This is a genomic window from Streptomyces sp. NPDC051738 (assembly GCF_044453205.1).
Lineage (GTDB): Bacteria > Actinomycetota > Actinomycetes > Streptomycetales > Streptomycetaceae > Streptomyces.
Map to the genome: position 1 here is coordinate 305,090 of NZ_JBITCM010000005.1, position 25,965 is coordinate 331,054.

At 71.7% G+C, this 25,965-nt stretch carries 20 protein-coding genes; 17 read left to right on the top strand and 3 right to left on the bottom strand.

Annotated features, from left to right (window positions below):
- The first annotated feature begins 8 nt into the window (after positions 1-8).
- The 15 genes from ACIA8X_RS14575 to paaE all read left to right on the top strand — a co-directional run bounded on the left by ACIA8X_RS14575 (position 9) and on the right by paaE (position 18,318).
- Positions 9-380, top strand: coding sequence for a hypothetical protein (locus tag ACIA8X_RS14575; protein WP_393445906.1), 372 nt, complete (start codon positions 9-11; stop codon positions 378-380).
- Entirely contained in the window at positions 373-1,512 is a 1,140-nt protein-coding gene (locus ACIA8X_RS14580) for a hypothetical protein (RefSeq protein ID WP_399458383.1), read from the top strand. Before ACIA8X_RS14575 ends, ACIA8X_RS14580 begins: the two co-directional genes overlap by 8 nt.
- A 60-nt stretch (positions 1,513-1,572) precedes the next feature.
- Positions 1,573-2,109 carry a phage baseplate assembly protein V gene (locus ACIA8X_RS14585; protein ID WP_393445903.1) on the top strand — a complete coding sequence of 179 codons (537 nt, stop codon included), beginning with the start codon at positions 1,573-1,575 and terminating at the stop codon, positions 2,107-2,109.
- 20 nt (positions 2,110-2,129) lie between these two features.
- Positions 2,130-2,474 carry a hypothetical protein gene (locus tag ACIA8X_RS14590; protein WP_393445901.1) on the top strand — a complete coding sequence of 115 codons (345 nt, stop codon included), beginning with the start codon at positions 2,130-2,132 and terminating at the stop codon, positions 2,472-2,474.
- A complete protein-coding gene (locus ACIA8X_RS14595; RefSeq protein ID WP_393445899.1) occupies positions 2,471-2,863 on the top strand; it encodes a GPW/gp25 family protein in 393 nt (130 codons plus the stop codon). Before ACIA8X_RS14590 ends, ACIA8X_RS14595 begins: the two co-directional genes overlap by 4 nt.
- Positions 2,860-5,961: a putative baseplate assembly protein gene (locus tag ACIA8X_RS14600; protein ID WP_399458384.1), complete on the top strand. Its 3,102-nt coding sequence runs from the start codon at positions 2,860-2,862 to the stop codon at positions 5,959-5,961. The genes ACIA8X_RS14595 and ACIA8X_RS14600 overlap by 4 nt, the downstream gene beginning before the upstream one ends.
- Entirely contained in the window at positions 5,958-9,770 is a 3,813-nt protein-coding gene (locus ACIA8X_RS14605; protein ID WP_399458385.1) for a putative baseplate assembly protein, read from the top strand. Before ACIA8X_RS14600 ends, ACIA8X_RS14605 begins: the two co-directional genes overlap by 4 nt.
- Positions 9,770-11,956: a hypothetical protein gene (locus tag ACIA8X_RS14610; protein WP_393445894.1), complete on the top strand. Its 2,187-nt coding sequence runs from the start codon at positions 9,770-9,772 to the stop codon at positions 11,954-11,956. The genes ACIA8X_RS14605 and ACIA8X_RS14610 overlap by 1 nt, the downstream gene beginning before the upstream one ends.
- 78 nt (positions 11,957-12,034) lie before the next feature.
- A complete protein-coding gene (locus tag ACIA8X_RS14615) occupies positions 12,035-13,582 on the top strand; it encodes a DUF6519 domain-containing protein (RefSeq protein ID WP_393445893.1) in 1,548 nt (515 codons plus the stop codon).
- Positions 13,582-14,469: a peptidoglycan-binding protein gene (locus ACIA8X_RS14620; protein WP_393445891.1), complete on the top strand. Its 888-nt coding sequence runs from the start codon at positions 13,582-13,584 to the stop codon at positions 14,467-14,469. The genes ACIA8X_RS14615 and ACIA8X_RS14620 overlap by 1 nt, the downstream gene beginning before the upstream one ends.
- A 139-nt stretch (positions 14,470-14,608) precedes the next feature.
- Complete coding sequence (gene paaA / locus ACIA8X_RS14625; protein WP_393445889.1) at positions 14,609-15,556, top strand: 1,2-phenylacetyl-CoA epoxidase subunit PaaA; 948 nt, start codon at positions 14,609-14,611, stop codon at positions 15,554-15,556.
- Positions 15,557-15,564: 8 nt separating this feature from the next.
- Positions 15,565-15,858, top strand: coding sequence for a 1,2-phenylacetyl-CoA epoxidase subunit PaaB (paaB, locus tag ACIA8X_RS14630; RefSeq protein ID WP_393446415.1), 294 nt, complete (start codon positions 15,565-15,567; stop codon positions 15,856-15,858).
- Between the two features lie 10 nt (positions 15,859-15,868).
- The gene (gene paaC, locus ACIA8X_RS14635; RefSeq protein ID WP_393445887.1) at positions 15,869-16,696 is read left to right on the top strand and encodes a 1,2-phenylacetyl-CoA epoxidase subunit PaaC; all 828 of its coding nucleotides are present in this window, start codon (positions 15,869-15,871) and stop codon (positions 16,694-16,696) included.
- Positions 16,690-17,202, top strand: a complete 513-nt coding sequence (paaD, locus tag ACIA8X_RS14640) for a 1,2-phenylacetyl-CoA epoxidase subunit PaaD (RefSeq protein ID WP_399458386.1) — start codon at positions 16,690-16,692, stop codon at positions 17,200-17,202. The genes paaC and paaD overlap by 7 nt, the downstream gene beginning before the upstream one ends.
- The gene (gene paaE, locus ACIA8X_RS14645) at positions 17,203-18,318 is read left to right on the top strand and encodes a 1,2-phenylacetyl-CoA epoxidase subunit PaaE (RefSeq protein ID WP_393445883.1); all 1,116 of its coding nucleotides are present in this window, start codon (positions 17,203-17,205) and stop codon (positions 18,316-18,318) included.
- 102 nt (positions 18,319-18,420) lie between these two features.
- On the opposite strand, the gene ACIA8X_RS14650 is transcribed toward paaE, so the two are convergent.
- Positions 18,421-20,586, bottom strand: coding sequence for a TerD family protein (locus tag ACIA8X_RS14650; RefSeq protein WP_399458387.1), 2,166 nt, complete (start codon positions 20,584-20,586; stop codon positions 18,421-18,423).
- A gap of 168 nt (positions 20,587-20,754) precedes the next feature.
- On the opposite strand from ACIA8X_RS14650, the gene ACIA8X_RS14655 reads away from it, so the two are divergent.
- Positions 20,755-21,705, top strand: coding sequence for a Dyp-type peroxidase (locus tag ACIA8X_RS14655; RefSeq protein ID WP_393445880.1), 951 nt, complete (start codon positions 20,755-20,757; stop codon positions 21,703-21,705).
- 57 nt (positions 21,706-21,762) lie between these two features.
- Here ACIA8X_RS14655 and ACIA8X_RS14660 read toward each other — a convergent pair whose 3' ends face one another.
- Positions 21,763-22,143: a DUF5997 family protein gene (locus tag ACIA8X_RS14660; protein WP_393445878.1), complete on the bottom strand. Its 381-nt coding sequence runs from the start codon at positions 22,141-22,143 to the stop codon at positions 21,763-21,765.
- Positions 22,144-22,201: 58 nt separating this feature from the next.
- Between ACIA8X_RS14660 and ACIA8X_RS14665 the strand changes: the two genes are divergently transcribed.
- Positions 22,202-22,990, top strand: coding sequence for a LysR family substrate-binding domain-containing protein (locus ACIA8X_RS14665; protein ID WP_393445876.1), 789 nt, complete (start codon positions 22,202-22,204; stop codon positions 22,988-22,990).
- 52 nt (positions 22,991-23,042) lie between these two features.
- On the opposite strand, the gene ACIA8X_RS14670 is transcribed toward ACIA8X_RS14665, so the two are convergent.
- Positions 23,043-25,886: a beta-L-arabinofuranosidase domain-containing protein gene (locus ACIA8X_RS14670; RefSeq protein ID WP_399458388.1), complete on the bottom strand. Its 2,844-nt coding sequence runs from the start codon at positions 25,884-25,886 to the stop codon at positions 23,043-23,045.
- Positions 25,887-25,965 lie beyond the last annotated feature (79 nt).

Genomic DNA, 25,965 nt, shown 5'->3' on the forward strand with positions numbered 1-25,965 from the left:
CGAACGCCATGGCTGACATCGAGCCGTACGAGAACGCGCTGGACGCGATACCGGGGGCCCATCCATACCCCCGGACGAGCCGGTACCACGATGCCGAGATCGGCGTGCACCGGCTGCCGGACGGTACCGAGGTCCGGTACGCCAAGCGACGGTTGCTGCCTCCCATCGAGGAGGCGGGCGACGACACGCAGACGCATATCGTCCGTACCGGTGAGCGGCCCGACCTGCTCGGGCAGCGTTACTTCGGCGACCCCGGCCAGTGGTGGCAGATCGCCGACGCCAACCCGGTACTGGATCCGCGGGAACTCACCGACGAGCCCGGTCGCGAGGTCGAGGTGCCGCTCGTCGGGCACTTCCGGCAGGGAGTGCGGCGTGGCTGAACTGCCCGTGGGGCGCGGCCCCGTTCACATCACCCTGCACATGGGGCCGAAGCTGGCCAAGCCCGTGCCCGCGGAGGTCGCTGAGGCACTCCTCTCAGCCCAGATCACCGCCACCGCGGGCGAGCGCTCCGGCTTCCAGCTCGCCTTCGACCTCACCAAGAACGGGCTGATCAGCCGCACCCTCCTGCCCGAGGGATTCTTCGACCCGAAGACGCGGCTCATCGTGACCGTCACCGTCCGCGGCACCCCCGAGGTGCTCTTCGACGGGCTCGTCGTGCGCCAGGAGGTCGGGGCCAGCAACCAGCCGGGGCACTCCACGCTCACCGTCACGGGCGAGGACCTGAGCCTCCTGATGGACCTGGAGGAGCGCACCGACCGCTACCCCAACCTCCCTCCGTCCCAGCGCGTCCTCGCCATCCTGGGCCGCTATTCCGACTACGGCATCCGGCCCGACGTCTACACGGAGAAGGTGAGCCAGCCGCCGCACCAGGACCTCCGCGTCCACTACCAGACGAGCACCGATCTGGGGTACATCAACGAGCTCGCCCGCGCGAACGGCTACACGTTCTACCTGGAGCCGGGCCCCAACCCCGGCCAGTCCTCGGCCCGTTGGGGCCCCGAAGTGCGCCTCGGCATCCGCCAGCACGCCCTCAACGTCAACATGGACGCCAACTCCACCGTCGACCAGCTCACGTTCGCCTACGACGGAACGGCCCGCGAGGAGCCGCAGGCCCGCTGGCAGGACCCCGGCACCCGGCAGTCCACCCTCCTGCCCCAGCCGCCGATCAGCCCCTTGCGCCCGCCGCTCGGCAAACGCCCCACCCCGGCCCTCAAGCGCAGGACCCTCGCCGGCACCGCCAAGCACCAGCGCGAACAGGCCGAGGCCGAGCTCCTCGCGCGCGCGGCCGTGTCCGCCGACGTCGTCTCCGGTTCGGGCTCCCTCGACGTGAACCGGCACGGCTACATCCTGCAGCCGCGCCAGTTGGTGGGTGTGCGCGGCTCGGGCCGTACGTACGACGGCGACTACTTCGTCAAGTCCGTCACGCACATCCTGCGGCCGGGGTCCTTCCAGCAGAACTTCACGCTGTCGCGAGAGGGGCTCGAAGCGCGCAGCGCCTACGTCAGGCCCTGATCCACCCCTGATCCACCCCGAACCGACCATCACGACCAGTCACGACCAGGAGCAGTTCACATGGCGGCACCCAGCAATCGCTACCTCGGCAAGTTCCGCGGCCGAGTCGTGGACAACAACGATCCGCTGCACATCGGCCGGATCACCGTCGAGGTACCCGACGTCCTGGGTGACGAGCCGTCGACGTGGGCGCTGCCCTGTCTGCCGTTCACCGGGCCGCAGGCGGGCCAGTTCGTGGTGCCTTCGCCGGGGGCCGGTGTGTGGGTCGAGTTCGAGCAGGGCGATCCCAGCTTTCCGGTGTGGACGGGATGCTGGTACGGGGACCAGGGCGAGCTGCCGCCCGATGCCCGCCGTCTCGTGCAGCCCGCGTCGCAGGCCAAGCCCGTCGTGGTGCAGACACCCGAGGCGCACAAGATCGTGATGAGCGACCCGCCGGGCCCCGATCAGGGGATTCTGCTGCAGGCCCAGGGCGGGGCGTACATCCGCATCACCAAGGAAACCATCGTGATCTCCAATGGCCTCGGCGCGGAGGTCATTCTGCGCGGAAACCAAGTGGACGTGAACGAGGGCCAGTTGACCATCGCGTCCAAGCGATAAGAACCGGGGGAAGGAAGAACGTGTCCGGGACATCCGGGAGTCTGCTCGACGCCAGCGCCGTGATCGGCTGCCCGCACGGCGGCCGTGTCACCGCCGCCAGCTCACCGTCCGGCGGCGTGCGCATCGCGGGTGCCGCCGTCGCCACGGCCGCCCACAGTTACGTCGTCACCGGCTGCCCGCACACCGTGAACGGCGTGCCCACGCCCTGCGTGACGGTCCGCTGGACCGCCGGCGGCACCGGCATCACCGTCGACGGCGCGGCCGTACTGCTCGACACCGCCGCGGCCGAGTGCTTCACCGCCGCCTTCGTGCCGCAGGGGCCGCCCGTCGTCCAGGCCGCGCAGCGAAAGGTCACCGTCCGATGAGCCGCCGAACCAGCCAGCGCCCGCGCAGCGACATCGCGTTCCCCTTCCACCCCGACCGCCGGGGCCGCACCGCGCACGCCACCCGCGGCGAGCACGTCCACGACCTCATCGAGCAGCTGCTGTTCACCAGCCCCGGTGAACGCGTGATGCGTCCCGACTTCGGCTGCGGGCTCCTCGACCTGGTCTTCGCGCCGACCAGCCCGGAACTCATCAGCACCCTCGAACTCTCCGTCCAGGCCTCGCTCCAGCGCTGGCTCGGCGATCTCATCGACGTGGAGGCCCTCGACGTGGTCAGCGAGGACAACGTCGTCCGTGTGTATCTGTCGTACGTCATACGCGCCGACGGCGCCCGGCGCGACGACGTGTTCGAAGGGAGGGCCACGGCATGACCGGTACGACCACCACCTCCCGCCGGGCCAAGGTCCGCGCCGCCCAGCTGGGCGGAGTCGACTCCGTCGAGGTCGGCGACGACGGACTGCTGCTCACCGTCACCTTCCTCGGCAAGGCCCCGCACGGCCTCGTCCCCGAGAACGTCCGCATCGACGGCGGCCGTCGCATCACCGGCATCACCGCCGTCGACGTCAGCGTGGAGCGCGAGGAGGACCCCGAGCTCGACGACCGCCTCTACGTCACCCTCGACAAGGCCGGCGACTCCTCCCGCTACCGGCTGTCCCTGGTCGAGACCGACCCGTACGGACGGCCCGGGACGGAGCCGTACCGCGGCTTCGACCAGCGCTACCACAGCGCGACCTTCGTCTTCCGGCCCGACTGCCCAACTCCCTTCGACTGCAAGGAAGATGAGCAGAACGGCACGGACTTTCCGGCCGCGCCCGTCATCGACTACACGGCCCGCGACTACGACACCATCCGCAAGCTGCTCCTCGACCGGCTCGCGCTCACCACCCCCGACTGGGTCGAGCGCAACCCCGCCGACCTCGGCATGACCCTGGTCGAGCTGCTCGCCTACACGGGCGACCAGATCAGCTACCAGCAGGACGCGGTCGCCACCGAGGCCTACCTCGACACCGCGCGCCGCAGGGTCTCCGTACGGCGGCACGTCCGGCTCATCGACTACGCGATGCATGATGGGTGCACCGCCCGCGCGTACGTGGCCGTCGAGACCGCAGGCGACCGCACGCTGGCCCCGGGCACCTTCCGCTTCGCCTCCGTCGACGTCCGTACCCTCGACCCGCACGACCGTCCGGAGCCCGGCACGGTCGTCGACGAGGCCGACCTCGGCGACCTGGACGAGCGCGGCTCGGTGGAGGTCTTCGAACCCGTCGTCACCGCCGACCCGCTGGAGCTGCGCGTCGCGCACAACGCGATCCGCCTGTGGACGTGGGGCGGCGAGGTCCGCACCCTGCCCAAGGGCGCCACCTCCGCCACCCTGCGTGACGTATGGGTCGACCCTGAGACCTGCCGGGAACGGCAACTCGACCTACGGCCCGGCGACCTGCTGATCCTGGAGGAGGTCAAGGGCCCGCGCACCGGCACCCCCGGCGATGCCGACCCGAGCCATCGCCAGGCCGTCCGCCTGACCTCCGTCACCCCGGCCGTGGACCGCATCGAGGACCAGCCGGTCCTTGAGGTCACCTGGGCCGCCGGGGACGCCCTGCGTTTCCCGCTCTGCCTCACCACCCGCGGCGGCCGGGACTGTCTGCCCGTCGAGGACGTGAGCCTCGCCCGCGGCAACGTCGTCCTCGTCGACCACGGCCGTACGTTGCACGGGCTGCCCGAGACGTTCACCGTCCCGCAGGTGCCCGCCGAGATCGCACCCTGCGACCCGCCCGCCTTCGGCTGCTACGACCGGGAAGAGGGCAACGCCCCGGCCCGGCTCATCAACTCCCTCACGGACAAGGCGGAGTCGGGTGAGGCGCTCACCCCCGACGACGTCCGCGAGCTGTTCCAGGTGGTCGGCGAAGGGGCGACCGCGAGGGCCGGAATCGGGTTGGAGCGCGCCGGTCAGCGCCATGAGCGCGTCGTGCCCGGCACGGCATACGCCCAGGCCGCCGGCCTGCGCACGCTGCTCGCCCAGTCCGTCTACCCGGGCATCCAGCCCCGCTTCCGGCCGGTCCTCGGCCGCGCGCCCGTGGTGCAGGCGGCGCCGTTCCCGGACCTCGGCACCGTCGCCGCCGGGCAGGCCGGGCGGATCGCCGCGATTCCGGGACGGGTGCGGCAGCGGCTCGTCGAGCTGTGGCGCAGCGCCCGCGACCGGGACGGCCTCGCCGATGCCGAGATCGCCGAACTCGCGGTGATCTACGGGCTGAGGATCCTGGAGCGGATCGAGCTGCGCCGCCATCCCGTCCGTGCGCTGCGTGAACTCCTGCACCGCAGTGACCAGTTGCTCGACGCCAAGCTGCGCCGGATCGAGGTCCTCACGGCGCGTGCCCGCGCGGGCACCGTCCTGGACGGGCACATCGCCTGGGAGATCGCCCACAGTTGGGGCCCGTCGTACGCGGCCGGACTGCACCCCGACGAGCTGGCGCTGCGTGGCTCCGCGACCGCCGCCCTCGATCAGGATCCGCGTCGCGCTTTGCCCGCCGTACGCGCGCACACCGGCGAGGACGAGATCTGGGAACCGCGCCGCGACCTGCTCGACAGCGGCCCCCGCGACCGGCACTTCGTCGGCGAACTGGAGGACGACGGCCGACTGTCCTTGCGCTTCGGCGACGGGCGGCACGGCGCGCGGCCGAAGCCCGGATCCCGGCTCGCCCTGCACTACCGGCTCGGCGGAGGGACGGCGGGCAACGTCGGCGCGGAGGCCATCAACCACCTGGTCGTCCAGTCCGACTGCGAGCAGCCGCCCGCCGCCGTGGTCCGCAACCCGCTGCCCGCCACCGGCGGCATCGAGCCCGAACCCGTGGACCAAGTACGCCAGTTGGCCCCGCTCGACCTGCGCCGCACCCGGCTGCGCGCGGTCACCGCCGAGGACTACGCGGCCCTCGCCTCCGCCCTGCCCGGCGTGCAGCGCGCGGCGGCGGAGCTGCGCTGGACCGGCAGCGTCCAGGAGGCGCACGTCGCGGTCGACGCGTACGGCACCGGCGCCCCGTCGGCCGAGCTGCTGGCATCGGTCGCCCAGGCGCTGGAGCCGTACCGGCGCATCGGCCACGACCTCGTCGTGGGCGGCGCGCGGCTCGTCCCGTTGGACATCGCGCTGACCGTGTGCGCCAAGCCGGGCCACCAGCACGGGCAGATCCTGGCCGAGCTGTACCGCGTGCTCGGCAGTGGCGTGCGGGGCTTCTTCCACCCGGACGCGCTGACCTTCGGCGAACCGGTACGGCTCAGCCGGCTGGTCGCCGTCGCGGCGGCGGTCCCCGGCGTGGAGAGCGTCCAAGTCACCCGGCTGCAGAGGCTGTTCGAGCCGGACCGAGGAGAGAGGGAGGACGGCGTGCTGCGGCTCGGCCCGCTGGAGATCGCCACCTGCGACAACGACCCGGACCGGCCGGAGAACGGCCGGCTGGCGATTTCCCTGGGAGGTGCCCGATGACCGAGTTCCCGACGACCGAGTTCCCGACCACCGAGGGCACGATCACCGACGACTGCAGCTGCGGCGGCGCCTGCCGCGGCGGCCACGACGAGCGCCTCGCCCCGGCCCCCGTGCACAACCCGCCCGGCCGCACGGCCCTCGACTACCGCGTCGGCGAGTACGGCTCCTTCCGGGCCGCCCTCCTCGACCGGCTCGCCTCGCCGGCGTACCCGGCACTGGGCGGCCTCACCGTCCGCACCCCGGACGACCCGGCGATCGGCCTGCTCGACGCCACCGCCGTCCTGGGTGACCTGCTCACCTTCCACTCCGAGCGCATCGCCGACGAGGCCTACATCCGTACGGCCAACGAGCACCGCTCCCTGGTCCTGCTCGGCCGTCTCGTCGGCCACCGCCCGCGCCCCGGCGTCGCCGCCGCCACGCACCTGGCGTACACGCTGGAACGCGACCCGCGCGCCGAGGCGCTGCCCGTGCTGATCCCGCGCGGTGCCCGCAGCCACAGCGTGCCCGCGTCGGCCGACGAGCAGTCCCTGACCTTCGAGACCAGCCGTGACCTGACGGCCCGCTGGGACTGGAACGAGCTGAAGGTACGTCGCCGGCGCCCCTCCCTCATCACGCCTGAGGACCTGGAGCGCCGCTCGGAGATCTTCGTCGAGGGCACGGCCAACTCACTGCAGACCGGCGAGCAGTTGCTCTTCGTCTTCGGTGAACAGGCGGGCGGCGAGCGCAAGTTGCTGCCCGTCGCCAAGGCGCGCGTCGACCGGGAGGACGAGATCACCGCGATCTCCCTGCCGAAGTCGGCCCCGCCGACCCTCAAGGAACTCGTCGAGGAGGTACGGCGCTGGACCGCGGCCCCCGCGGCCCCCGCGGCCCCGGGCGAGCCCGGCGACGAGCCGCCCGCGCCCGAGGTCCCCAACCCGCGGCCGGTCAGCCGGCTGATCGAGGACTTCGAGGACCAGGTCCTCGCGCCGCTGCGGGACGACCTGGACGGCATCAAGACCCCCGAGCGGCTCGCGGCCCGGCTCGCGGAGCCCGTCGCACGGCTCGGCGAGGCACAGGTGCTGGCCGAGCCGTACGAGGACGTGGCGGCGTGGTTCGAGCAGCTGGAGGCGGTGCTCGCCGAACTCGCCGAACGTGCACTGGAGTTGGCGCCCGCGCAGAACGCCCCGGCCGAGCCGGTGCTGCAGTCCGCCAAGACCGCCGCCGACCCGCGCGCCGCCGCCCTCCACACCCTGAGCGCCGTCCTGCCCGCCCTGCGTGCGGCGACCCCCGCAGCTCAGGGCGGAACCGGCTCCCGGCGCCCGGGCAGCGACACCGCCCGCCTGCTGTCCGCCCTGAACCCCGGGCTCGGTACCCTCTACCCGGCCTGGCGCAGGGCCGCCGCCCCCGGCACCCCGCAGCTCCTGCGCGAACTGCTCGCCATGCGGGTCACGACCGCCCCCTTCGGCGCCACGGCCCCGCTCAAGCCGGTCCAGGACGACCGCGGCCGCGTCATCCGCACCGCCGACTGGCCGCTCACCGGCGCCGTGCTGGCGACCATGCGGGTCGTGTACGACACGGCGGGCCGCACGCCCATCCGGGCCGAGTTCCAGTACGTCGAGGGCAGCAGCTCCGACCAGCGCGCCGAGAACCTGCCCGTCACCCAGCCGGTCAACTTTCCGCTCGGCACGGGCCAGGTCGAGCTGTCCGTACGCTCCGGCCAGGACCGCGACCTCAGCTGGCTGAACCGCCGTCCCACCGACTCCCAGGACCCCGGTGTCACGGCCCGCCTCCACTCGGGCCTGCCCGAGCGCACGCTCTTCGTGTCCCGGCCCGACGACGAGGGCCTGATCCACGTCGGCGTCCACAACGGCACGTCCGAGCAGATAGCGCTGCGGCCGAACGCGAGCGAGCAGTTCACGCACGGCGAGTACGAGGTCAGCCTCAAGTACACGGTGGGCTCCACCGAGCCCAACGTCGAGGTCGTCATCGCCAGCAAGCCCGAGCCGCTCAACCGCCGCATCCTGCAGCTGGACACGGTCCACACCGGCATCACCGTCGGCAGCTGGGTCGCGATCCAGCGTCCCGCCAAGGGCGCCCAGGACGGTATCCCCGGCGACGCCAAGCTCGCGTTCGTCACCACCCAGGTCGTAGCGGCGCGTACGGCGGCGTACACGAACTACGGCATCACCGGACGGGGCACCGAACTCACCCTCGCCGACGCGTGGTTGGACGAGTTCGACGTCCTGCTGTCGCACATCCGCGACACCACGGTGCACGCGGCGGGCGAGCCGCTCCGCCTCGCGGACGAACCGCTCGGCGAGGACGTCCACGGCAACGAGATCGAACTCGCCCAGCTGTACGACGGGTTGCGGGCCGGCCGCACCCTCGTCGTCAGCGGTGAGCGCAGCGACATCCCGGGCACGGTGGGCGTCCAGGCCACCGAGGTGGTCACGATCGCCGCCGCCGACCCGGCAGTCGATCCGCAACTGCCCGGCGACCACGTCCACACCCGGCTGACCCTGACCGCCGACCTGGCCCACCGCTACCGGCGCGAGACGGTCAGCATCCTCGGCAACGTGGTCGAGGCCACCCACGGCGAGAGCCGTGAGGAGGCCATCGGCAGCGGTGACTCGGACCGGGTGAACCAGACGTTCGCGCTCTGGCAGTCCCCGCTCACCTGGCTCGCCGACGACAACCCCCTCGGCGCCACCCCGGTGCTGGAGATCCGGGTCGACGGCGTCCTGTGGCACGAGGTCGACAGCCTCGCCGGACGCGGCCCGGTCGAGCGGGTCTACATCACCGGCTCCACCGCCGACGGCCGTACGACGGTGACGTTCGGCGACGGAGTCAACGGCGCCCGACTGCCGAGCGGTCACGAGAACATCCGCGCCCGCTACCGCTTCGGCACCGGCAAGGCCGCCAACGTCGCCGCCGACCGCGTCACCCAGCCCCTCACCCGCCCGCTCGGCGTCACCCAGGTGACCAACCCGCGCCCGGCGAAGGGCGGCGCGGACGCGGACGGCCCCGGCCTGACCCGCCGTACGATCCCGCTCGCCGTCTCCGCGCTGGACCGCCTGGTCTCCGCGTCCGACTACGAGGACTTCGCCCGCTCCCGGGCCGGCATCGGCCGGGCCGCCGCACGCGAACTCTTCGACGGGCGGCGGCGTGTGCTGCACGTGACGGTCGCGGGTACGGACGACGTGCCGATCGACGGCGACTCGGACACGCTGAGGGCTCTGCGGGGCGCGTTGACCGAGTACGGGGACCTCAACCTCACCGTCCGGGTGGACGTGCGCGAGCTGGTGTTGCTGCTGATCGCCGCCAAGGTGAAGGTCGCTCCCGACCATGCGTGGGAGATCGTCGAGCCGCGACTGCGTCAGGCCCTGCTCCGCCGACTCGGCTACGAGGGAAGGGAGTTGGGGCGACCCGCTCGTCTCTCGGACGTCCTGGCCACGGCCCACACCGTGCCCGGCGTGGACTACGTGGACGTGGACGTCTTCACCGGCGTCCCCGCGTCCGCCACCCCCGACGAACTCACCGGGATCCTCACGAACCCCGGCCCGCCCAAGTCGTCCGTCCCGGCCCACCCGGCGACGTACGACGAGAAGGTCCACACGGTCCGCGCCGCGAACGGCGAGACACTGTCGGAGATCTGCGCCAGGTACGGCGTCCCGCTCGCCGAACTCCTGCGCCTGAACCCCGACATCACCGACACCCGGCGCCTGGCGAAGGGCCGTTCGGTGTTCGTCTTCCGCGGTATCCGCCCGGCCCAGCTCGCGATGCTGTCGCCGAGGGCGGCGGACACCCTGATTCTGACGGAGGTCAAGTGATGTCCCCGGACGTCCAGTTGGAGACCGCGACCCCGGCGACGACGTCCAGGGAACCCGACGGGCTCGCCGAACTGCTGCCGCGCTGGCATCTGCTGCGCGACGCCGAGGAGGGCGAGCCGCTGCGCGCGCTGCTCGCGGTGATCGCCGAGCAGCTCGACCGGGTCCGCGACGGCGTCCAGCAGGGCTACGACGACCTGTTCGTGGAGACGGCGGCGCCCTGGGTGCTGCCGTACCTCGGCGACCTGGTCGGCTACCGCACCCTGCCCGGCTACGAGCGGGTCCTGACGACCGGCCTGCACGAGGGTGGCCGCGCCGCCCTCGCCGAGGCCGTCGCCCCGCGCGCCGACGTGGCCGCCACCGTCGCCAACCGCCGCCGCAAGGGCACCCTCCACCTCCTGGAGGAGCTCTCCGAGCAGGTCGCGGGCTGGCCCGCCCGAGCCGTCGAGCTGTCCCGGCAGGTCGCCCACACCCAGCCCGTGAAGCTGTACGGCGACACCGGCGTCCACCGTGGCACCCGCGGCCGGCTCGTCGACCTGCGCGACAACTCCGCCCTCGACCTGGCGGGCGGTCCGTTCGGCGCCACGGCCCGCACGGTCGACGTGCGCAGGGCCAACTCCAGCCGTCAGCAAGGTGGTTGGAGCCCGGCCGGGGTCGCGCTCTTCGTCTGGCGGCTGAAGGCGCACTCGCTCACCCAGTCCCCGGCGTACTGCATCGACCGCGCCCGCAACCTCTACACCTTCTCGATCCTGGGCAACGACACCCCGCTGGTCACCAAGCCCTTCCCGGAGCCGTCGCCCACGCACATCGCGACCATCGACAACGTCCCGGCGTTCATCACGCGGCGTCAGCTCCACGACCGGCTCACCGACTACTACGGTCCCGGCAAGAGCCTCGTCATCCGGCGCGACGGCGAGGACCAGCCCGTACCGCCCTCCGACATCGTGGTCGCCGACCTGTCGGAGTGGCGCTACCGGCCCAAGCGCGGCCAGGTCGCCGTCGATCCCGAACTCGGGCGGATCGCGTTCGGGTCGCGGTCGGCGCCCCGGCAGGGCGTGTGGGTGGACTACCAGTACGCGTTCGCCGCGGACATGGGCGGCGGCGAGTACGACCGCCCCGACCGCGAGCCGCGTCCCGACGCCGAGGTCTACCGTGTCGGTCCCGGGCAGCCGTACCGCCAGATCATGGACGCCTACCGCGCCTGGCAGCACGACCGCCGCGCCGACCGGACCGGTCCCGACGGCATCATCGAGATCACCCACAGCGGTACCTACCAGGAGCAGCTGGACTTCGACCTCGACCCCGGCGACCGCCTCGAAGTCCGGGCCGCCGAGGGCACTCGGCCGGTGATACGCCTGCTCGACTGGTACAGCAACCGACCGGACGCCCTCAACATCCGTGCGGTGTCCGAGGACTGCGCCCCGCACGAGCGTCCGCGCATCGTGCTCGACGGTCTGCTGGTCGCCGGACGCGGCATCAACGTCACCGGTCCCATGGGCGCGGTCGTCGTACGGCACTCCACGCTCGTGCCCGGCTGGTCCCTTGAGCCCGAGTGCGATCCGCACTCGCCTGAGGAGCCCAGCATCGTCCTGGAGCGCACCACCGCGTGCGTCCAGATCGAGCACAGCATCCTCGGCACCATCGAGGTCATCGGCGACGAGGTGAGCGAGGAGCCCCTCGACATCCACCTGCGCGACAGCATCCTCGACGCGACGGGCAGTGACCGCGAGGCCCTGTCCGCACCGGACTGCCGCCACGCCCACGCGGTGCTGCATCTGCACCGCACCACCGTGATCGGCGAGATCCACACCCACGCTGTCAAGATCGCCGAGAACTCGATCCTCACCGGCAGGCTCCACGTGGCCCGGCGCGGCGTCGGCTGCCTGCGGTACTCGTATGTGCCGCCCGGCTCGCGCACCCCGCGCCGGTACCGCTGCCAGCCCGACCTCGCCGGGCCCGAACAGGCCGGTCGCGTACGGCCGTTGTGCACCTCCGAGCGCTACGGGACGCCCTGGTACGGGCTCCTGGCCGACCGGTGCGCCGAGGAGATCAGGCGCGGCTCGGACGACGGCGCCGAGATGGGCGCCTTCCACGACCTGTACCGGCCGCAGCGCGAGGACGGCCTCAGGGCACGGCTCGCGGAGTACACCCCGGCGGGCACGGACGCCGGGATCTTCTTCGTGACGTGAGGCGAGACATGAGCCATGACGCGCACTCCGCCGCCGTAAGCCCTACCCGCACTTTCCTGAACCAGGGGGACCCCCTTCATGCACGCTGACCTCTCCCGCCTCACGTTCCGCCCGCAGCGGCGCTACTCGGCGGTCATCGCCCAGCAGGGGCGCGTCCAGCTCGACGCGGACATCAACGAGCAGACCGCGATCCAGCTCCACCAGGCCCGCACCCTCGCCGCCGACCTGATCGGCCGGTACGGCGGCCCGCAAGGCGCGGCGGGCTTCAAGGTCGAGTACGTGGGCGGCAAGCACGACATCGACACGCTCCACATCCGCGGCGGCCGCTACTACGTCGACGGCATCCTGCTGGACGCGACCCGCCCGGAGACCGGTGTGCCCGTCCCGGACGAGGACGCCGCGGAGCAGGACACCGCCGCCCCGCCCACGTACTGGACCTACTGGGACCAGCCCGACGGGTTCCGCGACCCGGAGAAGCCCGGCGACCGGCTGCCCTCGCCCGCCACGTCGCCGTTCGTGGTCTACCTGAAGGTGTGGGAGCGAGCCGTCTCCGCCGCCGAGGACCCGGCGCTGCGCGAGGTCGCGCTCGGCGCCGCGATGCCGGACACCGCCGCCCGTGTGAAGGTCGTCTGGCAGGTGCTGCCGCTGTCGCTGGCCGCGCTGGACATCGAGGAGACCGACCCGTCCAAGGAGGTCGTGCGGGCCGCCTTCGACAAGTGGGCGCAGAAGCAGGCCACGCCCAGCGCGCGCCTCGCCGCCCGCAGCGAGCGGCCCGACCACGCCGACGAGGACCCCTGCCTGGTCAAGCCGGACGCCCGCTACCGCGGCCAGGAGAACCAGCTGTACCGCGTCGAGGTGCACGCGGGCGGCGAGGCCAAGGACGCCACCTTCAAGTGGTCCCGCGAGAACGGCTCGGTGGTCTTCCCGGTCGACGAACTCGACGGCACCTGGGTGCAGTTGGCGTCCCTCGGCCACGACGACAAGCTGGACCTGGACGTCGGCGACCACGTGGAGCTCGTCGACACGGCCTACGCCTCCCGCCTTGAGCCCCTGCCCCTGCTCCGGGTCGAGGAGCTGGACCTGCCGGGCCGCCGCGTCCGCCTGAGCGCCGAGCCCGACGAGTCCGTCGGCCGGCTGCCCCACCTCCACCCGTTCCTGCGCCGCTGGGACCACCACGAGGGACCCAGGCGCAAGGGCCGTACGACCGCCCTCAAGGGCGGTGCCGTGCCGGTCGCGGAGGGGGAGTGGCTGCCGCTGGAGGACGGCGTCGAGGTGTACTTCGCCAAGGGCGCCGCCTACCGCACCGGCGACCACTGGATCATCCCCGCCCGCACCGCCACCGGCAGCGTCGAGTGGGCCACGGACGCGGCGCGCCGCCCGCTGCTCCAGGGCCCCTCCGGCATCGTCCGCAGCTTTGCCCCGCTGGCCCTGGTCAAGGGCGAGGGCGGCACCGTCGACCTGCGCCTCGCCTTCAACCCGCTGGCCAGCAGCATCCCGGCCGCGGACGAGGCGACGCTCGCGGCGGAGGAACAGGCACGCCGCGAGGAGCAGTTGGCGGAGGACCCGTCGGGCGGGAGGTCGCAGACCACGGCTGATGCGGAGGCGGCGGCGGAGGGAGACCGGTAATGGCCAAGCCCCTGAGCGCGTCCAAGATGGTGGAGATACTGCGGGCGGAGGGCCTGACGGTCCACGAGGTCCGCAGCTGGCGTACGCACAACCGCAACAGCAAGGGCGCCTGGGGCCCGGTGAACGGCGTGATGATCCACCACACCGTCACCAAGGGCACCGAGTCCTCGGTCAACATCTGCTACAACGGCTACTCCGGCCTGCCGGGCCCGCTCTGCCACGGCGTGATCGACAAGAAGGGCGAGATCCACCTCGTCGGCAACGGCCGCGCCAACCACGCCGGCCTCGGCGACAGCGACGTCCTGCGCGCCGTGATCAACGAGTCCAAGCTGCCGCACGACAACGAGGCCGACACCGACGGCAACGCCCGCTTCTACGGCTTCGAGTGCATCAACCTCGGCGACGGCAAGGATCCCTGGCCCGAGGCGCAGAAGGAGGCCATCGAGAAGGTCTCGGCCGCGATCTGCCGCCACCACGGCTGGAGCGAGCGCTCGGTCATCGGCCACAAGGAGTGGCAGCCGGGCAAGACCGACCCGCGCGGCTTCACGATGGACGGGATGCGGGGGCGCATCGCGCAGCGGCTGAAGGGCGGCGGGGGAGGGGATCCCACTCCGGACCCGAAGCCCGCGCCCAAGCCGAAGCTGGCGCCGTTCCCGGGAAGCGGCTTCTTCCACATCGGCCAGAAGTCCCCGATCATCACAGCCATGGGGCACCGCCTGGTCGCCGAGGGGTGCGGTCGCTACGAGGAGGGCCCGAGCCCCGAGTGGACCGAGGCCGACCGTCGCTCCTACGCCGCCTGGCAGCAGAAGCTCGGCTTCAAGGGCAAGGACGCGGACGGCATCCCCGGCAAGGTCAGCTGGGACAAGCTGAAGGTGCCCAGCGTGTGACGGACCTTCGCTGAAGCGGCCCAGGTACCCCTCGGGGGTGTCCTGGGCCGTTTTCGCGCGGTGAAAGGGTCTTGCTCGCCTGGCGGAAACACGTCACACTGGATACCGAACGAATGGTCGGTTGGGGAAGCTGGTATCGATGACGGAGCAGCTGCAGGAGCACTTCGAGGCGACGATCTCGCGCGACCAGCGCATCGAGCCGCGCGACTGGATGCCGGACGGCTACCGCAAGACGCTCGTCCGCCAGATCGCGCAGCACGCCCACTCGGAGATCATCGGCATGCAGCCCGAGGGCGAGTGGATCACCAAGGCGCCGTCCCTGCGCCGCAAGGCGATCCTCTTCGCGAAGGTGCAGGACGAGGCCGGGCACGGGCTGTACCTGTACTCGGCTGCGGAGACCCTGGGCGCCGACCGCGCGGACCTCACCGACCGGCTGATCGAGGGCCGCCAGAAGTACTCGTCGATCTTCAACTACCCGACCCTGAGCTTCGCCGACGTCGGTGTGATCGGTTGGTTCGTGGACGGCGCCGCGATCTGCAACCAGGTGCCGCTGTGCCGCAGCTCGTACGGGCCGTACGCGCGCGCGATGGTGCGGATCTGCAAGGAGGAGTCGTTCCACCAGCGGCAGGGCTACGAGCTGCTGATGACGATGATGCGGGGTACCGAGGCCCAGCGGGAGATGGTGCAGGACGCGGTGGACCGCTGGTGGTGGCCGTCCCTGATGATGTTCGGTCCGCCCGACGACGCCTCGCCCAACTCCGCGCAGTCGATGGCCTGGAAGATCAAGCGGCACAGCAACGACGAGCTGCGTCAGCGCTTCGTCGACATGACCGTGCCGCAGGCCGACAAGCTCGGCGTCACGCTGCCCGACCCCGAGCTGCGCTGGAACCCCGAGCGCGGCCACCACGACTTCGGCACGCCCGACTGGGACGAGCTGATGCGGGTCATCAAGGGCGCCGGGCCGTGTAACGCCGAACGGATGGAGCGGCGCAGGAGCGCCCATGAGGAGGGCGCCTGGGTCCGCGAGGCGGCCACCGTCCACGCGGCCAAGCAGGCGGCCCGCGCGGAGAAGGGAGCGGTGGCATGACCTCCGAAATGTCCTCCGGCAAGCAGGGCTGGCCGCTGTACGAGGTGTTCGTGCGCGGCAAGCGCGGGCTGAACCACGTCCACGTGGGCTCGCTGCACGCCGCCGACGACCGGATGGCGCTCACTCACGCGCGCGACGTGTACACCCGGCGCAACGAGGGCGTGTCCATCTGGGTGGTGCGGTCCGAGCACATCACCGCCTCGACCCGGGACGAGAAGGACCCGTTCTTCGAGCCCAGCGCCGACAAGGTCTACCGCCACCCGACGTTCTACGACATCCCCGACGACGTCCCGCACATCTGAAGGAGAGGGCATGAGCGACGACCACGTCTACCTGACCCTCGCCGAGGGACACGAGGACGACACCCGCTGGGCCTACGGCACCGGCTTCGAGGACCCGCTGCACGGCGTCGACACCACCGTGCCCGAGGGCATCGACTCCGGCGAACTGGCCGCCCTATGCGTGGCTTTGGCCGACGACGCCCTGGTCTCGGCCCAGCGGCTGGGCGAGTGGGTCACCCGCGCCCCCGAGCTGGAGGAGGAGGTGGCGCTGGCCAACATCGGCCTCGACCTCCTCGGCCAGGCCCGCCTGCTCTACTCCCGGGCGGGCCAGGTCGACGGCACCGGCCGCGGCGAGGACGCCTACGCCTACTTCCGCGACGCCGGCGACTTCCGCAACGTACGCCTGGCCGAACTGCCCAATGCGGACTTCGCGTTCTCGATCGTGCGGCTGCTGGTGCTCTCCAGCTGGCGTCTCGCGCACTTCGAGCGGCTGGCGTCGCACCCGGACCCCGTGCTCGCGGCCATCACCGCGAAGGGCGTGAAGGAGCTGGCCTACCACCGGCAGTACGCCGCCGAGTGGGCGGTTCGCCTGGGCGACGGCACGGACGAGTCGCACCGGCGGATGCGCCGGGCCCAGGAGCAAGTCGCCCCGTTCCTAGGCGAGTTGTTCACGGCGTACGACGTACGGGACGAGGTCGTCGCCGTCCTGCGCCAGGTCACCCACGCCGCCGGACTGCCCATGCCGGTGTACCGCCCGCTGCCGGGCTCCGGCCGCGACGGCGAGCACACCGAGCATCTCGCCCCGCTGCTGGCCGAGTTGCAGGGCGTGGCCCGCGCCCACCCGGAGGCGACATGGTGACCACCCTGCTCGACGCCCGGCGCGCCCGGCACATCACCGCGCGGGTGCCGGACCCCGAGCTGCCCATGCTCACCCTGGCCGACCTGGGCGTCCTGCGGGGCGTCGAGCTGACCGAGGACGGCACGGTCGTCGCGAGCCTGACGCCGACCTACTCGGGCTGCCCGGCGATGGCGGAGATGCGGGCGGACGTCGCGGCGCGGCTGAGTGACGCGGGGTACGCACGCGTGGAGATCCGTACCGTCCTCGACCCGCCGTGGACCAGCGACTGGATCACCCCGGCCGGCCGCCGCAAGCTCGCCGAGCACGGCATCGCCCCGCCCGGACCCGCACCGCGCGCCGGCGGCCCCGTCCCGCTCGTGCTGTCCCCCACCCGGCACGCGGCGACCTGCCCGCGCTGCGGCTCGGCGGACACCGAGGAGACCTCCCGCTTCGCCGCCACGTCCTGCAAGGCACTGTGGCGCTGCCGCGCCTGCCGCGAGCCGTTCGAGTACGTCAAGGAGATCTGAATGGAAGGCCTGAGGGAAGCACAGACGGCCGCCGCGGCCCGCCCGCGCACCCGCCGCCGTCCGGCCTTCCACACCCTGACCGTCGCCACCATCCAGCCGCTGTGCTCGGACGCGGTCGCCGTCGGCTTCGACATCCCGGCGGAGCTGGCCGACGAGTTCGCCTTCGAGCCCGGCCAGTCGCTGACGGTGCGGCGCGAGATCGAGGGCCGGGACGAGCGGCGGTCGTACTCGATCTGCTCGCCGGTCGGGTCGGGGCCGCGGATCGGCGTACGGGTCGTGCCCGGCGGCATCTTCTCCTCCTGGCTCGTGGGCGACGTACGCCCCGGCGACACCATCGAGGTCATGGCCCCCACCGGCGCCTTCACCCCCGACCTCACAATGCCCGGCCATCACGTGCTGATCGCGGCGGGCTCCGGCATCACGCCGATGATGTCCATCGCCGAGTCCGTCCTGGCCGCCGACCCCCGCTCCTCGGTCACCCTCTTCTACGGCAACCGCCGCACCGACACGGTGATGTTCGCCGACGAGCTGGCAGACCTGAAGGACCTCTATCCAACCCGGTTCCAGCTCGCCCACGTCCTGTCCCGCGAGCCCCGCGAGGCCGAGGTGCTGTCCGGCCGTATCGACGCCGACCGGCTCGCCATGCTCATCGACGCGCTGGTCGACGTACGCAGCGCCGACCACTGGTGGCTGTGCGGACCGCACGGCATGGTCCGGGACGCACAGGGGGTGTTGGAGGGGCTCGGGGTTCCGGCGGAGCGGGTGCACCAGGAGCTGTTCTACGCCGACGACGAGCCCGTGCGGGAGGTTCGTCACGAGGAGGCCGGCCAGGAAGGACCCGTCAGCCAGGTCACCATCACCCTCGACGGCCGTTCCACCACGGCCACCCTGTCGAGGGAGCGGTCCCTCCTCGACGGCGCCCAACGCACCCGCCCCGACCTGCCGTTCGCCTGCAAGGGCGGCGTCTGCGGCACCTGCCGGGCGCTGGTCACCGACGGCAAGGCGGACATGCGGCGCAACTTCGCGCTGGAGGCGGCCGAGGTGGACGCGGGGTATGTGCTGACCTGTCAGTCGTATCCGGTGTCCGAGACGCTGACGGTCGACTACGACAGCTGAACCTGCTGAAGAAGCTTGAGTGGCGAGGAAAGCGAAGGGACTAGATTCAAGGAGGTTGAGAAGGAAGCCCCTTCATGGCCTCGCCACGACGAACGCTAGCACTCAGGCCGGGATCAGGTCGCGCAGATTTTCGGGAGTGAGGATCCGCGACTCGGGGTGCAGCCCGTCCGGGCGCTGCAGACCGATGAAGGTGACCGGGCCGTCCGGGACCTTCTCGCCGTCCCACAGGGTCGTCGTCGTGGCGTCCATCAAGCCCGTCAGATAGCGCACCGTCAGCTGCTCGCGCTCCACGATGCCGCGCAGGAGCGTCGCCACCGACACCTGGTTGCCCTCGACCCGGTTGGCCGCCGGGCTGCCCTTGAGATACAGGTGCAGCCACTTGGCACGCCACTGCCCGTCCTCCCCGCGCCAGAACACCAGCGGCAGCGCCACCCGGCCGGGACCGCGCAACTCCGACTTCATGCGCACGGTACGCGCCTCGAACGGACGCCCCTGCTGCTCACCCTCGCGCAGCATGAACCCGAAGAACGACTCCTCGACCTCCTCGAAGCCCTCCCCGGAGAAGAGGTTGACCTGCGGCACGATGAACGTCCCCCGCACGGCGCCCAGCCGCAGGTTGATGAACTCCGAGGCACCGTCGGGCGCTTCGGTGATGTCACCGGAGTGCTCGCCGTCGACGTCGGTGAGGTTGGTGTACGAAAGCCAGGAGACGGTCCGGTAAGCGTCGTCCAGCATCAGCGCCGACAGGTCGTAGTCGGTGTCGCGGCTCTTCTGCTTCCAGTACACGAAGAAGCGCAGCAGCTCGCCGTCGATCGTCGACAAGGAGCCGCGCGGCAGCACGCCGAGACCGGACGAGACCGCCTTGCCGCTGAGCGGGAGCGCGACGTCGAGTACGGCGGGATCGATCAGCAGATGACCCGGAGCCGGCAGACGGCGCCGCAACTCCGCGTCGAGCATGGTGGTCCCGCGCAGCCGAAAGGACGGCAGGACCGCCTGACGGGTGTCCTCGGTGACCCAGGCACGGCCGAGACGGTTGACGAACACGCGGCGCTCGCCGGTTTCCTTAGCCCGGTTGTGGAGGTGCTCACGCACCGACAGCAGCACCCGTCCGGCGACCTGCGGGGCAACCTCCTCGGCGGCGGCCACGACCGCGAAGCGCTCCTCCTGCGTACGAGCCATGCGCAGCAGCCGGTCCAGCGCGCGGAACAGCCTGCCCGGCGCGGACTTGAGCAGCTTCACCGCGCCGGTGACGTCCTGCGCGCCGAGCAGTTCCTCGACCAGGCTGTCGAAGGAACGCGCCTCCTTCTCACCCCGGGCGACCGCGAACACATCGGCGGCGTGCGGCCACTGCGGGTACTCGTGCGGGTGCAGCCGTTCGCCCAGCCGCTTGAACTCCTCGCGGTACGCGGGCACGTCCGCGAGCTTGGCGGGCGCGGCGGCGACCACCGAGTCGAGGCCCGCCAGCAGAGCACGGCGCACCGGCCGGGACAGCCCCCGGAACCGGGTCGGCTCCAGAAGCGTCACGTCACCGCCCGACAGCGCGCAGGCCAGCCGCAGCACATCGGTGACCGTGTCCAGCAGAAGCTCCGAACCGGCCCGCAGACGCGCCCGGTTGAGCACGGCACGGTTCTCCCGGACCGGGATGGCCTCCGGCTGCGGCCCACCGACGCACGCCTCGGCTAGCACTTCCAGATCACGCAGCGCATCCTCGCCGAGCGGGGTGCCGCTGCCCGCCAACGCCAGGTACAGCGCGGTGACTTCGGCGTCAGCGTCGCCGCCCAGGTGCAGCACCGTCATCCGGTCGCCCGCCGCCGCGATCAGCTCCTGGTGGTGGCCGAGCATCTCGGCGTACGTGTGCTGGTAGCGGCCGTACGACGGCAGGGTGAGCAGATTGACGACGCCGTCGCTCAACTGCTCCAGCACGCTCCCCCGCGTCGCGTCCTCGGCGAGCGCCTCGGAGATGCAGCGCATCCAGAAGTCGTAGGTGTCCGGCACGTTGGCCGGAAAGTCGACGAAGTACACGTTGTGCCGCACATGGTCGCCGACCAACTCGCGGACCGTGCCCAGCGTCCGCACCGCGGTGTCGACGACCGTGCCCTCGGACAGCCCCGACAGCCGGGTCAGCAGCTCCGCCGAGAGCTTGAAGCCCACGGACATCAGCGCGGCGTCGAACTGCCGTGCCGCGACGGCGCCTTCCCCGGCGGGTCCCGTCGGGTTGGGGAGGCGGTGGGCATGCCGGATGACCAGGGGTTCGAGTCGGTGGACCATGCCGCGATGGTCCCAGACCCATACGCGTGTTCGCATGCGGGTTTTCCCGCGTCGAACCCCGGTTCTCCTCACTCGTCGCACTCGCCGGATGTGCGGAATTTGGCGGGTATCGCTCGCCGTTCGGCCGGGCATCGTTAGTTGGCGGGGTTTGAGGGTGAGAGGGGAACCATGCCGTCGTCGATACGGTGGGCCGGAGCACAGCCACAGCCGGTGCTCAGTCCACCGGCGCCCGTTGCCGTCTTCCTGGTGGTCACGATCAGGCCCGGCCGTGAACCCGAGGTGCGCGATCTGCTCGCCGGGCTCGCGGGACTCGTCCGGGCCGTCGGGTTCCCGAGCCCCGACGGCGGCCTGTGCTGTGTCGCGGGGGTCGGGTCGTCCGCGTGGGACCGGCTGTTCGGCGGCCCCCGCCCCGAGGAACTGCGCCCCTTCACGGAACTGGAGGGGTCCCGGCACCGCGCCGTGGCGACCCCGGGCGACCTGCTCTTCCACATCCGTGCCGCCCGCACGGACCTGTGCTTCGCCCTCGTCGCCGAGATCATGAAGCGGCTGCGCGACGCGGTCACCGTCCAGGACGAGGTCCAGGCCTTCGCCTACTTCGACTCGCGCAATGTCCTCGGCTTCGTCGACGGCACCGAGAACCCGGTGGGCCAGTCGGCGGCCGAGGCGGCGATCGTCGGTGACGAGGACCCCGCGTTCACCGGCGGAAGCTACGCGATCGTCCAGAAGTACCTGCACGACGTGGACGCCTGGGAGGCCCTGGCGGTCGAGGCCCAGGAGAAGGTGATCGGCCGCTCCAAGCTGACCAACATCGAACTCGACGTGCCCGGCTCCCACATCGACGTGAACACGGTCACCGGCCCGGACGGTGAGGAGCTGGAGATACTGCGCGGCGCCATGCCGTTCGGCCGGCCGGGGCACGGCGAGTTCGGCACGTACTTCATCGCCTACGCCCGTACGCCCGAGATCCCGGAGGCCATGCTGAGGAAGATGTTCCTGGGCGGCCCGGAATCCGGCCCCGACCCGATCCTGGACTACTCCCAGGCCGTCACCGGAAGCCTGTTCTTCATCCCCTCGGTCACCTTCCTGGAGGCCATTCCGGAACGCTCGGTGACGGACTGACCCCTCTGGCGGTGAGGCGGGTCGCACGGGCGGCTCGCCCCACCGGCGACGCGGAGGTCAGGAGCGCTCGGCGTCCCGCGCCTTCAGGCGGGCCTCCTCCTTGCGGACCTCGGCCTGAGTGGCGCGCTCCTTCTGCAGCCACTCGGGCTGGTCCTGCTTCAGCGACTCGATCTGCTCGGTGGTGAGCGCCTCGGTGACACCACCGCGGGCGAGCCCGGCGATGGAGACGCCCAGCTTCTGCGCGACGACCGGGCGGGGGTGCGGGCCGTTGCGCCGCAGGTCCTGCAGCCACTGGGGCGGGTCCGCCTGGAGAGTGTTCAGCTCCGCGCGCGTGACGACACCCTCCCGGAAGTCGGCGGGGGTGGCTTCGAGGTACACACCCAGCTTCTTCGCCGCGGTCGCGGGCTTCATGGTCTGGGTGCTTTGGTGCGACGTCATGGTCCCCAGGGTATCGACTGGGTGAACGGTCGCCGACCACGGCCGGTAACCTGGCCAGGTGACAGGCTCGGAAATCCCCTCTTCGTTTCGGCTCGCGTACGTCCCGGGCGTGACCCCCGCGAAGTGGGTGCGGATCTGGGAGGAGCGCTTCCCAGAGATCCCCCTCACCCTGCACTCGGTGACCGCCGCAGAGGCGCCCGACGTGCTGCGCGCGGGCGACGCCGACGCCGGTTTCGTACGGCTCCCGGTCGACCGTACGGTCTTCAGCGCGATCCCCCTCTACACCGAGACCACGGTCGTCGTCGTCCCGAAGGACCACGTCATCTCGGCCGTGGACGAGGTCACCGCCGAGGACCTGGCCGACGAGGTCGTCTTCCACCCCCTCGACGACGTCCTCGACTGGGAGCGGCCCCCGGGGCAGCCCGCCTTCGAGCGCCCCGCGACCACCGCGGACGCCGTCGAGCTCGTCGCGGCGAACGTCGGCCTGCTCGTGGTGCCCCAGTCGCTGGCCCGCCTCCACCACCGCAAGGACCTCACCTACCGCACCCTCGTGGACGCCCCCCAGTCGGGCATCGCCCTGTCCTGGCCCGAGGACGCCACCACCGACCAGGTCGAGGACTTCATCGGCGTCGTCCGCGGCCGCACGGTCAACAGCACCCGGGGTCGTACGACCTCCGAGGCATCGGCCACCAAGGACCAGCCGAAGCGGGGCCGCCCCGAGGGCGGCGGCAGCGCACGGCGGCAGCCCGGAGCCGGTGGACGCGGCGGGCGCGGCGGCTCGGGCGGTGCCAAGGGCACGAAGGGCGGCGCCAAGGGCACCCGCCGGGGCAAGCCCCGCAACCGCTGAGCCTGGCACAGGGCCCCGGATCCGCTCCCGGGGCCCTTGGACGGCCGACGGCTCAGGGGGCGTACGTCGCCTGCTCCGCCGTACGCACGACCGTCGCCCCGTCGGTCTGGCTCAGCAGACCCGCGCTCACCCACGTGTTCACGGTGGACCGCACCCGCGTGACCAGCGCGCCCTTGTTGGCGAACGGAGCCCCGGCCCAGATCTCGTCCAGCAGCGTCGTGCCGTCGGACTTCGCGGGGTTGGCGACGCCGGAGTCGGTGGTGCCGAAGACCGCCCGGGGCTCGGAGCGCCGGAAGTAGGCGTGGGTCGGGTCCTCGGTGCCCTCGGAGAAGGGGGCGAACTCGGTGCCGTTCAGGGTGTAGTGGAGCGGCTTGCCGGACACGGGGGTGAGCGAGGGGAGCAGGTCACCGGAGAGGCCGGCGTTGCGGTACAGGCCCAACTGGAGGTAGTCCGTCGAGGAGTTGCGGCCGACCAGGTTGATCGGGCCGTAGAAGAGGGTCTGCAGGGACGGGTCGTCCAGGGCCTTCTCGACGCGGAGCCGGAACGGCAGGGTGACGCGCACCGTGTCGCCGCTGCGCCAGGTCCGGGACACGGTGAAGTAGCTGCCCGCGGCCGGAGTGCCGCTGACCGCACTGCCGTTGACGGTCACCTTGAAGCCGCCGGCCGCCCAGGACGGCACGCGCAGCTTCAGCTCGAACGCCGCGCTGCCCCCGCCGATGGTGAGGGTGGAGCCCTGCTCCCTCGGGTAGTCCGTCGTCTGCGTGACCGTGACGCCCTTCTCGGACCAGGTGAGGGTCGAGGGGCTGTAGAGGTTCACGTACAGGGCGGAGTTGTCGGCCTTCTTGAAGTACACCGAGTCCTGGTACTTGGTGGCGCTCTCCATGCCGGTGCCCTCGCAGCAGGTCGTGCCCTGCTTGGGGGTGTAGTCGCGCACATGCCCGGGCTTCAGGCCGATGAAGTAGGTGACCAGCGGCTTCTCCGCGTCGGCCTTGTCCTGCTTGGAGCCGAGCACCTGGTTGTAGAGGGCCCGCTCGTAGTAGTCCATGTACTTCGGATCCTGGTCGTGGAAGAACAGCATCCGGCTCAGCTTGAGCAGGTTGTGGGCGCAGCACGTCTCGGCGTTGGTGTCGCTGATCGTCCCGGCGATGACCCCGCGCGCCTTCCAGAACTCGGCCGTGCTCGTCCCGCCTATGCCGTACAGGCGGGGCGGGATGACCATGCCCCAGAAGTTCTTGGCGGCGGTGAGGTAGCGGGCCTCGCCCGTCGCGTCGTGCAGCCGGACGTAGCCGGTGAAGATCGGGATGTGCTGGTTGGCGTGCAGACCGTCCAGGATGTCGGTGTTCGCTGCGCAGGCGTCGATGATCCGGTCGAGGTCGAACAGCTTGGCCAGGGCGAGGTGTTCGGCCTTGCCGGTGATCGAGTGCAGATCGACGATCGTCTCGACGATGCCGCCGAACTCACCGCTGGAGAAGATGCCCCACATCCGCTGGAGGGTGGCGTCGGGCAGCTTGGACAGCCGGGAGTACATCCAGTCGCACATCCCGGACGCGAGGTCGAGGGCGCGGGCGTCGTCGGTGGCGAGGTGGGCGTCCAGCAGGCCCTTGAGGATCTTGTGCGCGGTGTAGTACGGCGCCCACACCTTGGTGTAGTCGCCGCTGGTCATCGACTCCAGCTCGATGAACTGGGTCTCCGGGTACGCGGCCAGGAACCCGGGGTGGCTCGGCCCGCCCCAGGTGCGGCGCAGGGCGGCGGTCAGGCCGCGGCCGGAGGCGTCCGCGAAGGTGCCGCCGGCGGTCTCGAAGAAGTCGTACGACGCCAGGTTGCCCCGACCGGCCGACGTCGCGGAGGCCCGGTTGCTCTGCAACGCCGTGATCTCGGCGGCGGTCAGGGCCCGCGACCAGACGTTGAACTCGTCGAAGGCGCCCGCGAACACGGGGTCGCCGGAGAAGTTGGAGCGGCCGAGCCAGTTGTTCGCCAGGGTGCCCAGCGCCGCCGGGTTGAGGGTCATCGACGTGTTCGTGGCGACGGCCGTGCCGTTGACGTAGAGCGTGCCGGTGCTGCCGCCGATCGTCACCGCCAGGTGGCTCCACTGGTTCAGCGGCAGCGCGGCGGTGCCGTCGAGGCCCTGCTCGCCGCCGGGGCCGCTGGTGGTGAGGGCGAACCGCGGGACGCCGCCCGCGTTGCGCCCGACCAGGTACATGTACCGGGTGTTGTTGTTGCCGAAGTCGAAGACGCGGGCCCAGTTGGCGTTGTGGGTGGGCTTCACCCAGGCCGACAGGGTGATCGCGGAGGCACCGCCGAGCACGGCGGACGGCAGGTCGACGTACTGGTACGAGCCGCGCACGTTCTCCTGGGCGGTGCCGAACTTCCCGGTGACGCTGAGCATGCGCGGATCGCGGCGCAGCGCCTCGCGCACGTCGTTCAGCGCCCCCACCATGGTCCCGATCCTGTCGGCGTACACCTGGTCCCCGGTGCTCGCGTACGCCTGCGCCAGCATGCTGAGGAAGTGCCCGGTGTAGTGGCCGCGGAGGTTGCCGTTGGCCTCGCCGTCCAGCCCTTCCCAGCCGCCCGGGGCGACCGCGCCGCCGGTGGAGAGCCCGGCGTTGGCGCGGAAGACCTGGAGCAGCCGGTTCACGTCGTAGCCGCGGCCGTGGTCGAGCATCAGCTGACGCTTGGTGGCGAAGATGCCGGGGCGGAGAGCCACCTCGTCGAGGGCGAACGGGCGGACGGTCCAGGCGGCCGGAGCGGCGGCGGCAGCGGCGGCGGTCGCGGTCGCGGCCTGCCGGGCCTCAACGGCGGCCGAGGCCCGGCCCGTTGCGGCGAGCGAGACCGCGGGGGTTGCCGCCGCCAGTGCGGCGGCCTGGAGAAGGGATCGTCTGGAGAGGGGCGGTGCCATGGGTGCTCCTCCACGCGGGGGGATGCTCGTTCGGTATGACGAACGGCGTGCGGATGGTCGACCAGACGATAGGGATGGG

What these genes read in the sequence shown, in the direction of transcription:
- ACIA8X_RS14620 (WP_393445891.1), top strand. Translation starts at nt 13,582, where the DNA reads ATGGCCAAGCCCCTGAGCGCGTCCAAGATGGTGGAGATACTGCGGGCG.
- ACIA8X_RS14615 (WP_393445893.1), top strand. Translation starts at nt 12,035, where the DNA reads ATGCACGCTGACCTCTCCCGCCTCACGTTCCGCCCGCAGCGGCGCTAC.
- ACIA8X_RS14655 (WP_393445880.1), top strand. Translation starts at nt 20,755, where the DNA reads ATGCCGTCGTCGATACGGTGGGCCGGAGCACAGCCACAGCCGGTGCTC.
- ACIA8X_RS14605 (WP_399458385.1), top strand. Translation starts at nt 5,958, where the DNA reads ATGACCGAGTTCCCGACGACCGAGTTCCCGACCACCGAGGGCACGATC.
- paaD (WP_399458386.1), top strand. Translation starts at nt 16,690, where the DNA reads ATGGTGACCACCCTGCTCGACGCCCGGCGCGCCCGGCACATCACCGCG.
- paaB (WP_393446415.1), top strand. Translation starts at nt 15,565, where the DNA reads ATGTCCTCCGGCAAGCAGGGCTGGCCGCTGTACGAGGTGTTCGTGCGC.
- ACIA8X_RS14585 (WP_393445903.1), top strand. Translation starts at nt 1,573, where the DNA reads ATGGCGGCACCCAGCAATCGCTACCTCGGCAAGTTCCGCGGCCGAGTC.
- ACIA8X_RS14595 (WP_393445899.1), top strand. Translation starts at nt 2,471, where the DNA reads ATGAGCCGCCGAACCAGCCAGCGCCCGCGCAGCGACATCGCGTTCCCC.
- paaC (WP_393445887.1), top strand. Translation starts at nt 15,869, where the DNA reads ATGAGCGACGACCACGTCTACCTGACCCTCGCCGAGGGACACGAGGAC.
- ACIA8X_RS14650 (WP_399458387.1), bottom strand. Translation starts at nt 20,586, where the DNA reads ATGGTCCACCGACTCGAACCCCTGGTCATCCGGCATGCCCACCGCCTC.
- paaE (WP_393445883.1), top strand. Translation starts at nt 17,203, where the DNA reads ATGGAAGGCCTGAGGGAAGCACAGACGGCCGCCGCGGCCCGCCCGCGC.
- ACIA8X_RS14660 (WP_393445878.1), bottom strand. Translation starts at nt 22,143, where the DNA reads ATGACGTCGCACCAAAGCACCCAGACCATGAAGCCCGCGACCGCGGCG.
- ACIA8X_RS14600 (WP_399458384.1), top strand. Translation starts at nt 2,860, where the DNA reads ATGACCGGTACGACCACCACCTCCCGCCGGGCCAAGGTCCGCGCCGCC.
- ACIA8X_RS14610 (WP_393445894.1), top strand. Translation starts at nt 9,770, where the DNA reads ATGTCCCCGGACGTCCAGTTGGAGACCGCGACCCCGGCGACGACGTCC.
- ACIA8X_RS14670 (WP_399458388.1), bottom strand. Translation starts at nt 25,886, where the DNA reads ATGGCACCGCCCCTCTCCAGACGATCCCTTCTCCAGGCCGCCGCACTG.
- ACIA8X_RS14575 (WP_393445906.1), top strand. Translation starts at nt 9, where the DNA reads ATGGCTGACATCGAGCCGTACGAGAACGCGCTGGACGCGATACCGGGG.
- paaA (WP_393445889.1), top strand. Translation starts at nt 14,609, where the DNA reads ATGACGGAGCAGCTGCAGGAGCACTTCGAGGCGACGATCTCGCGCGAC.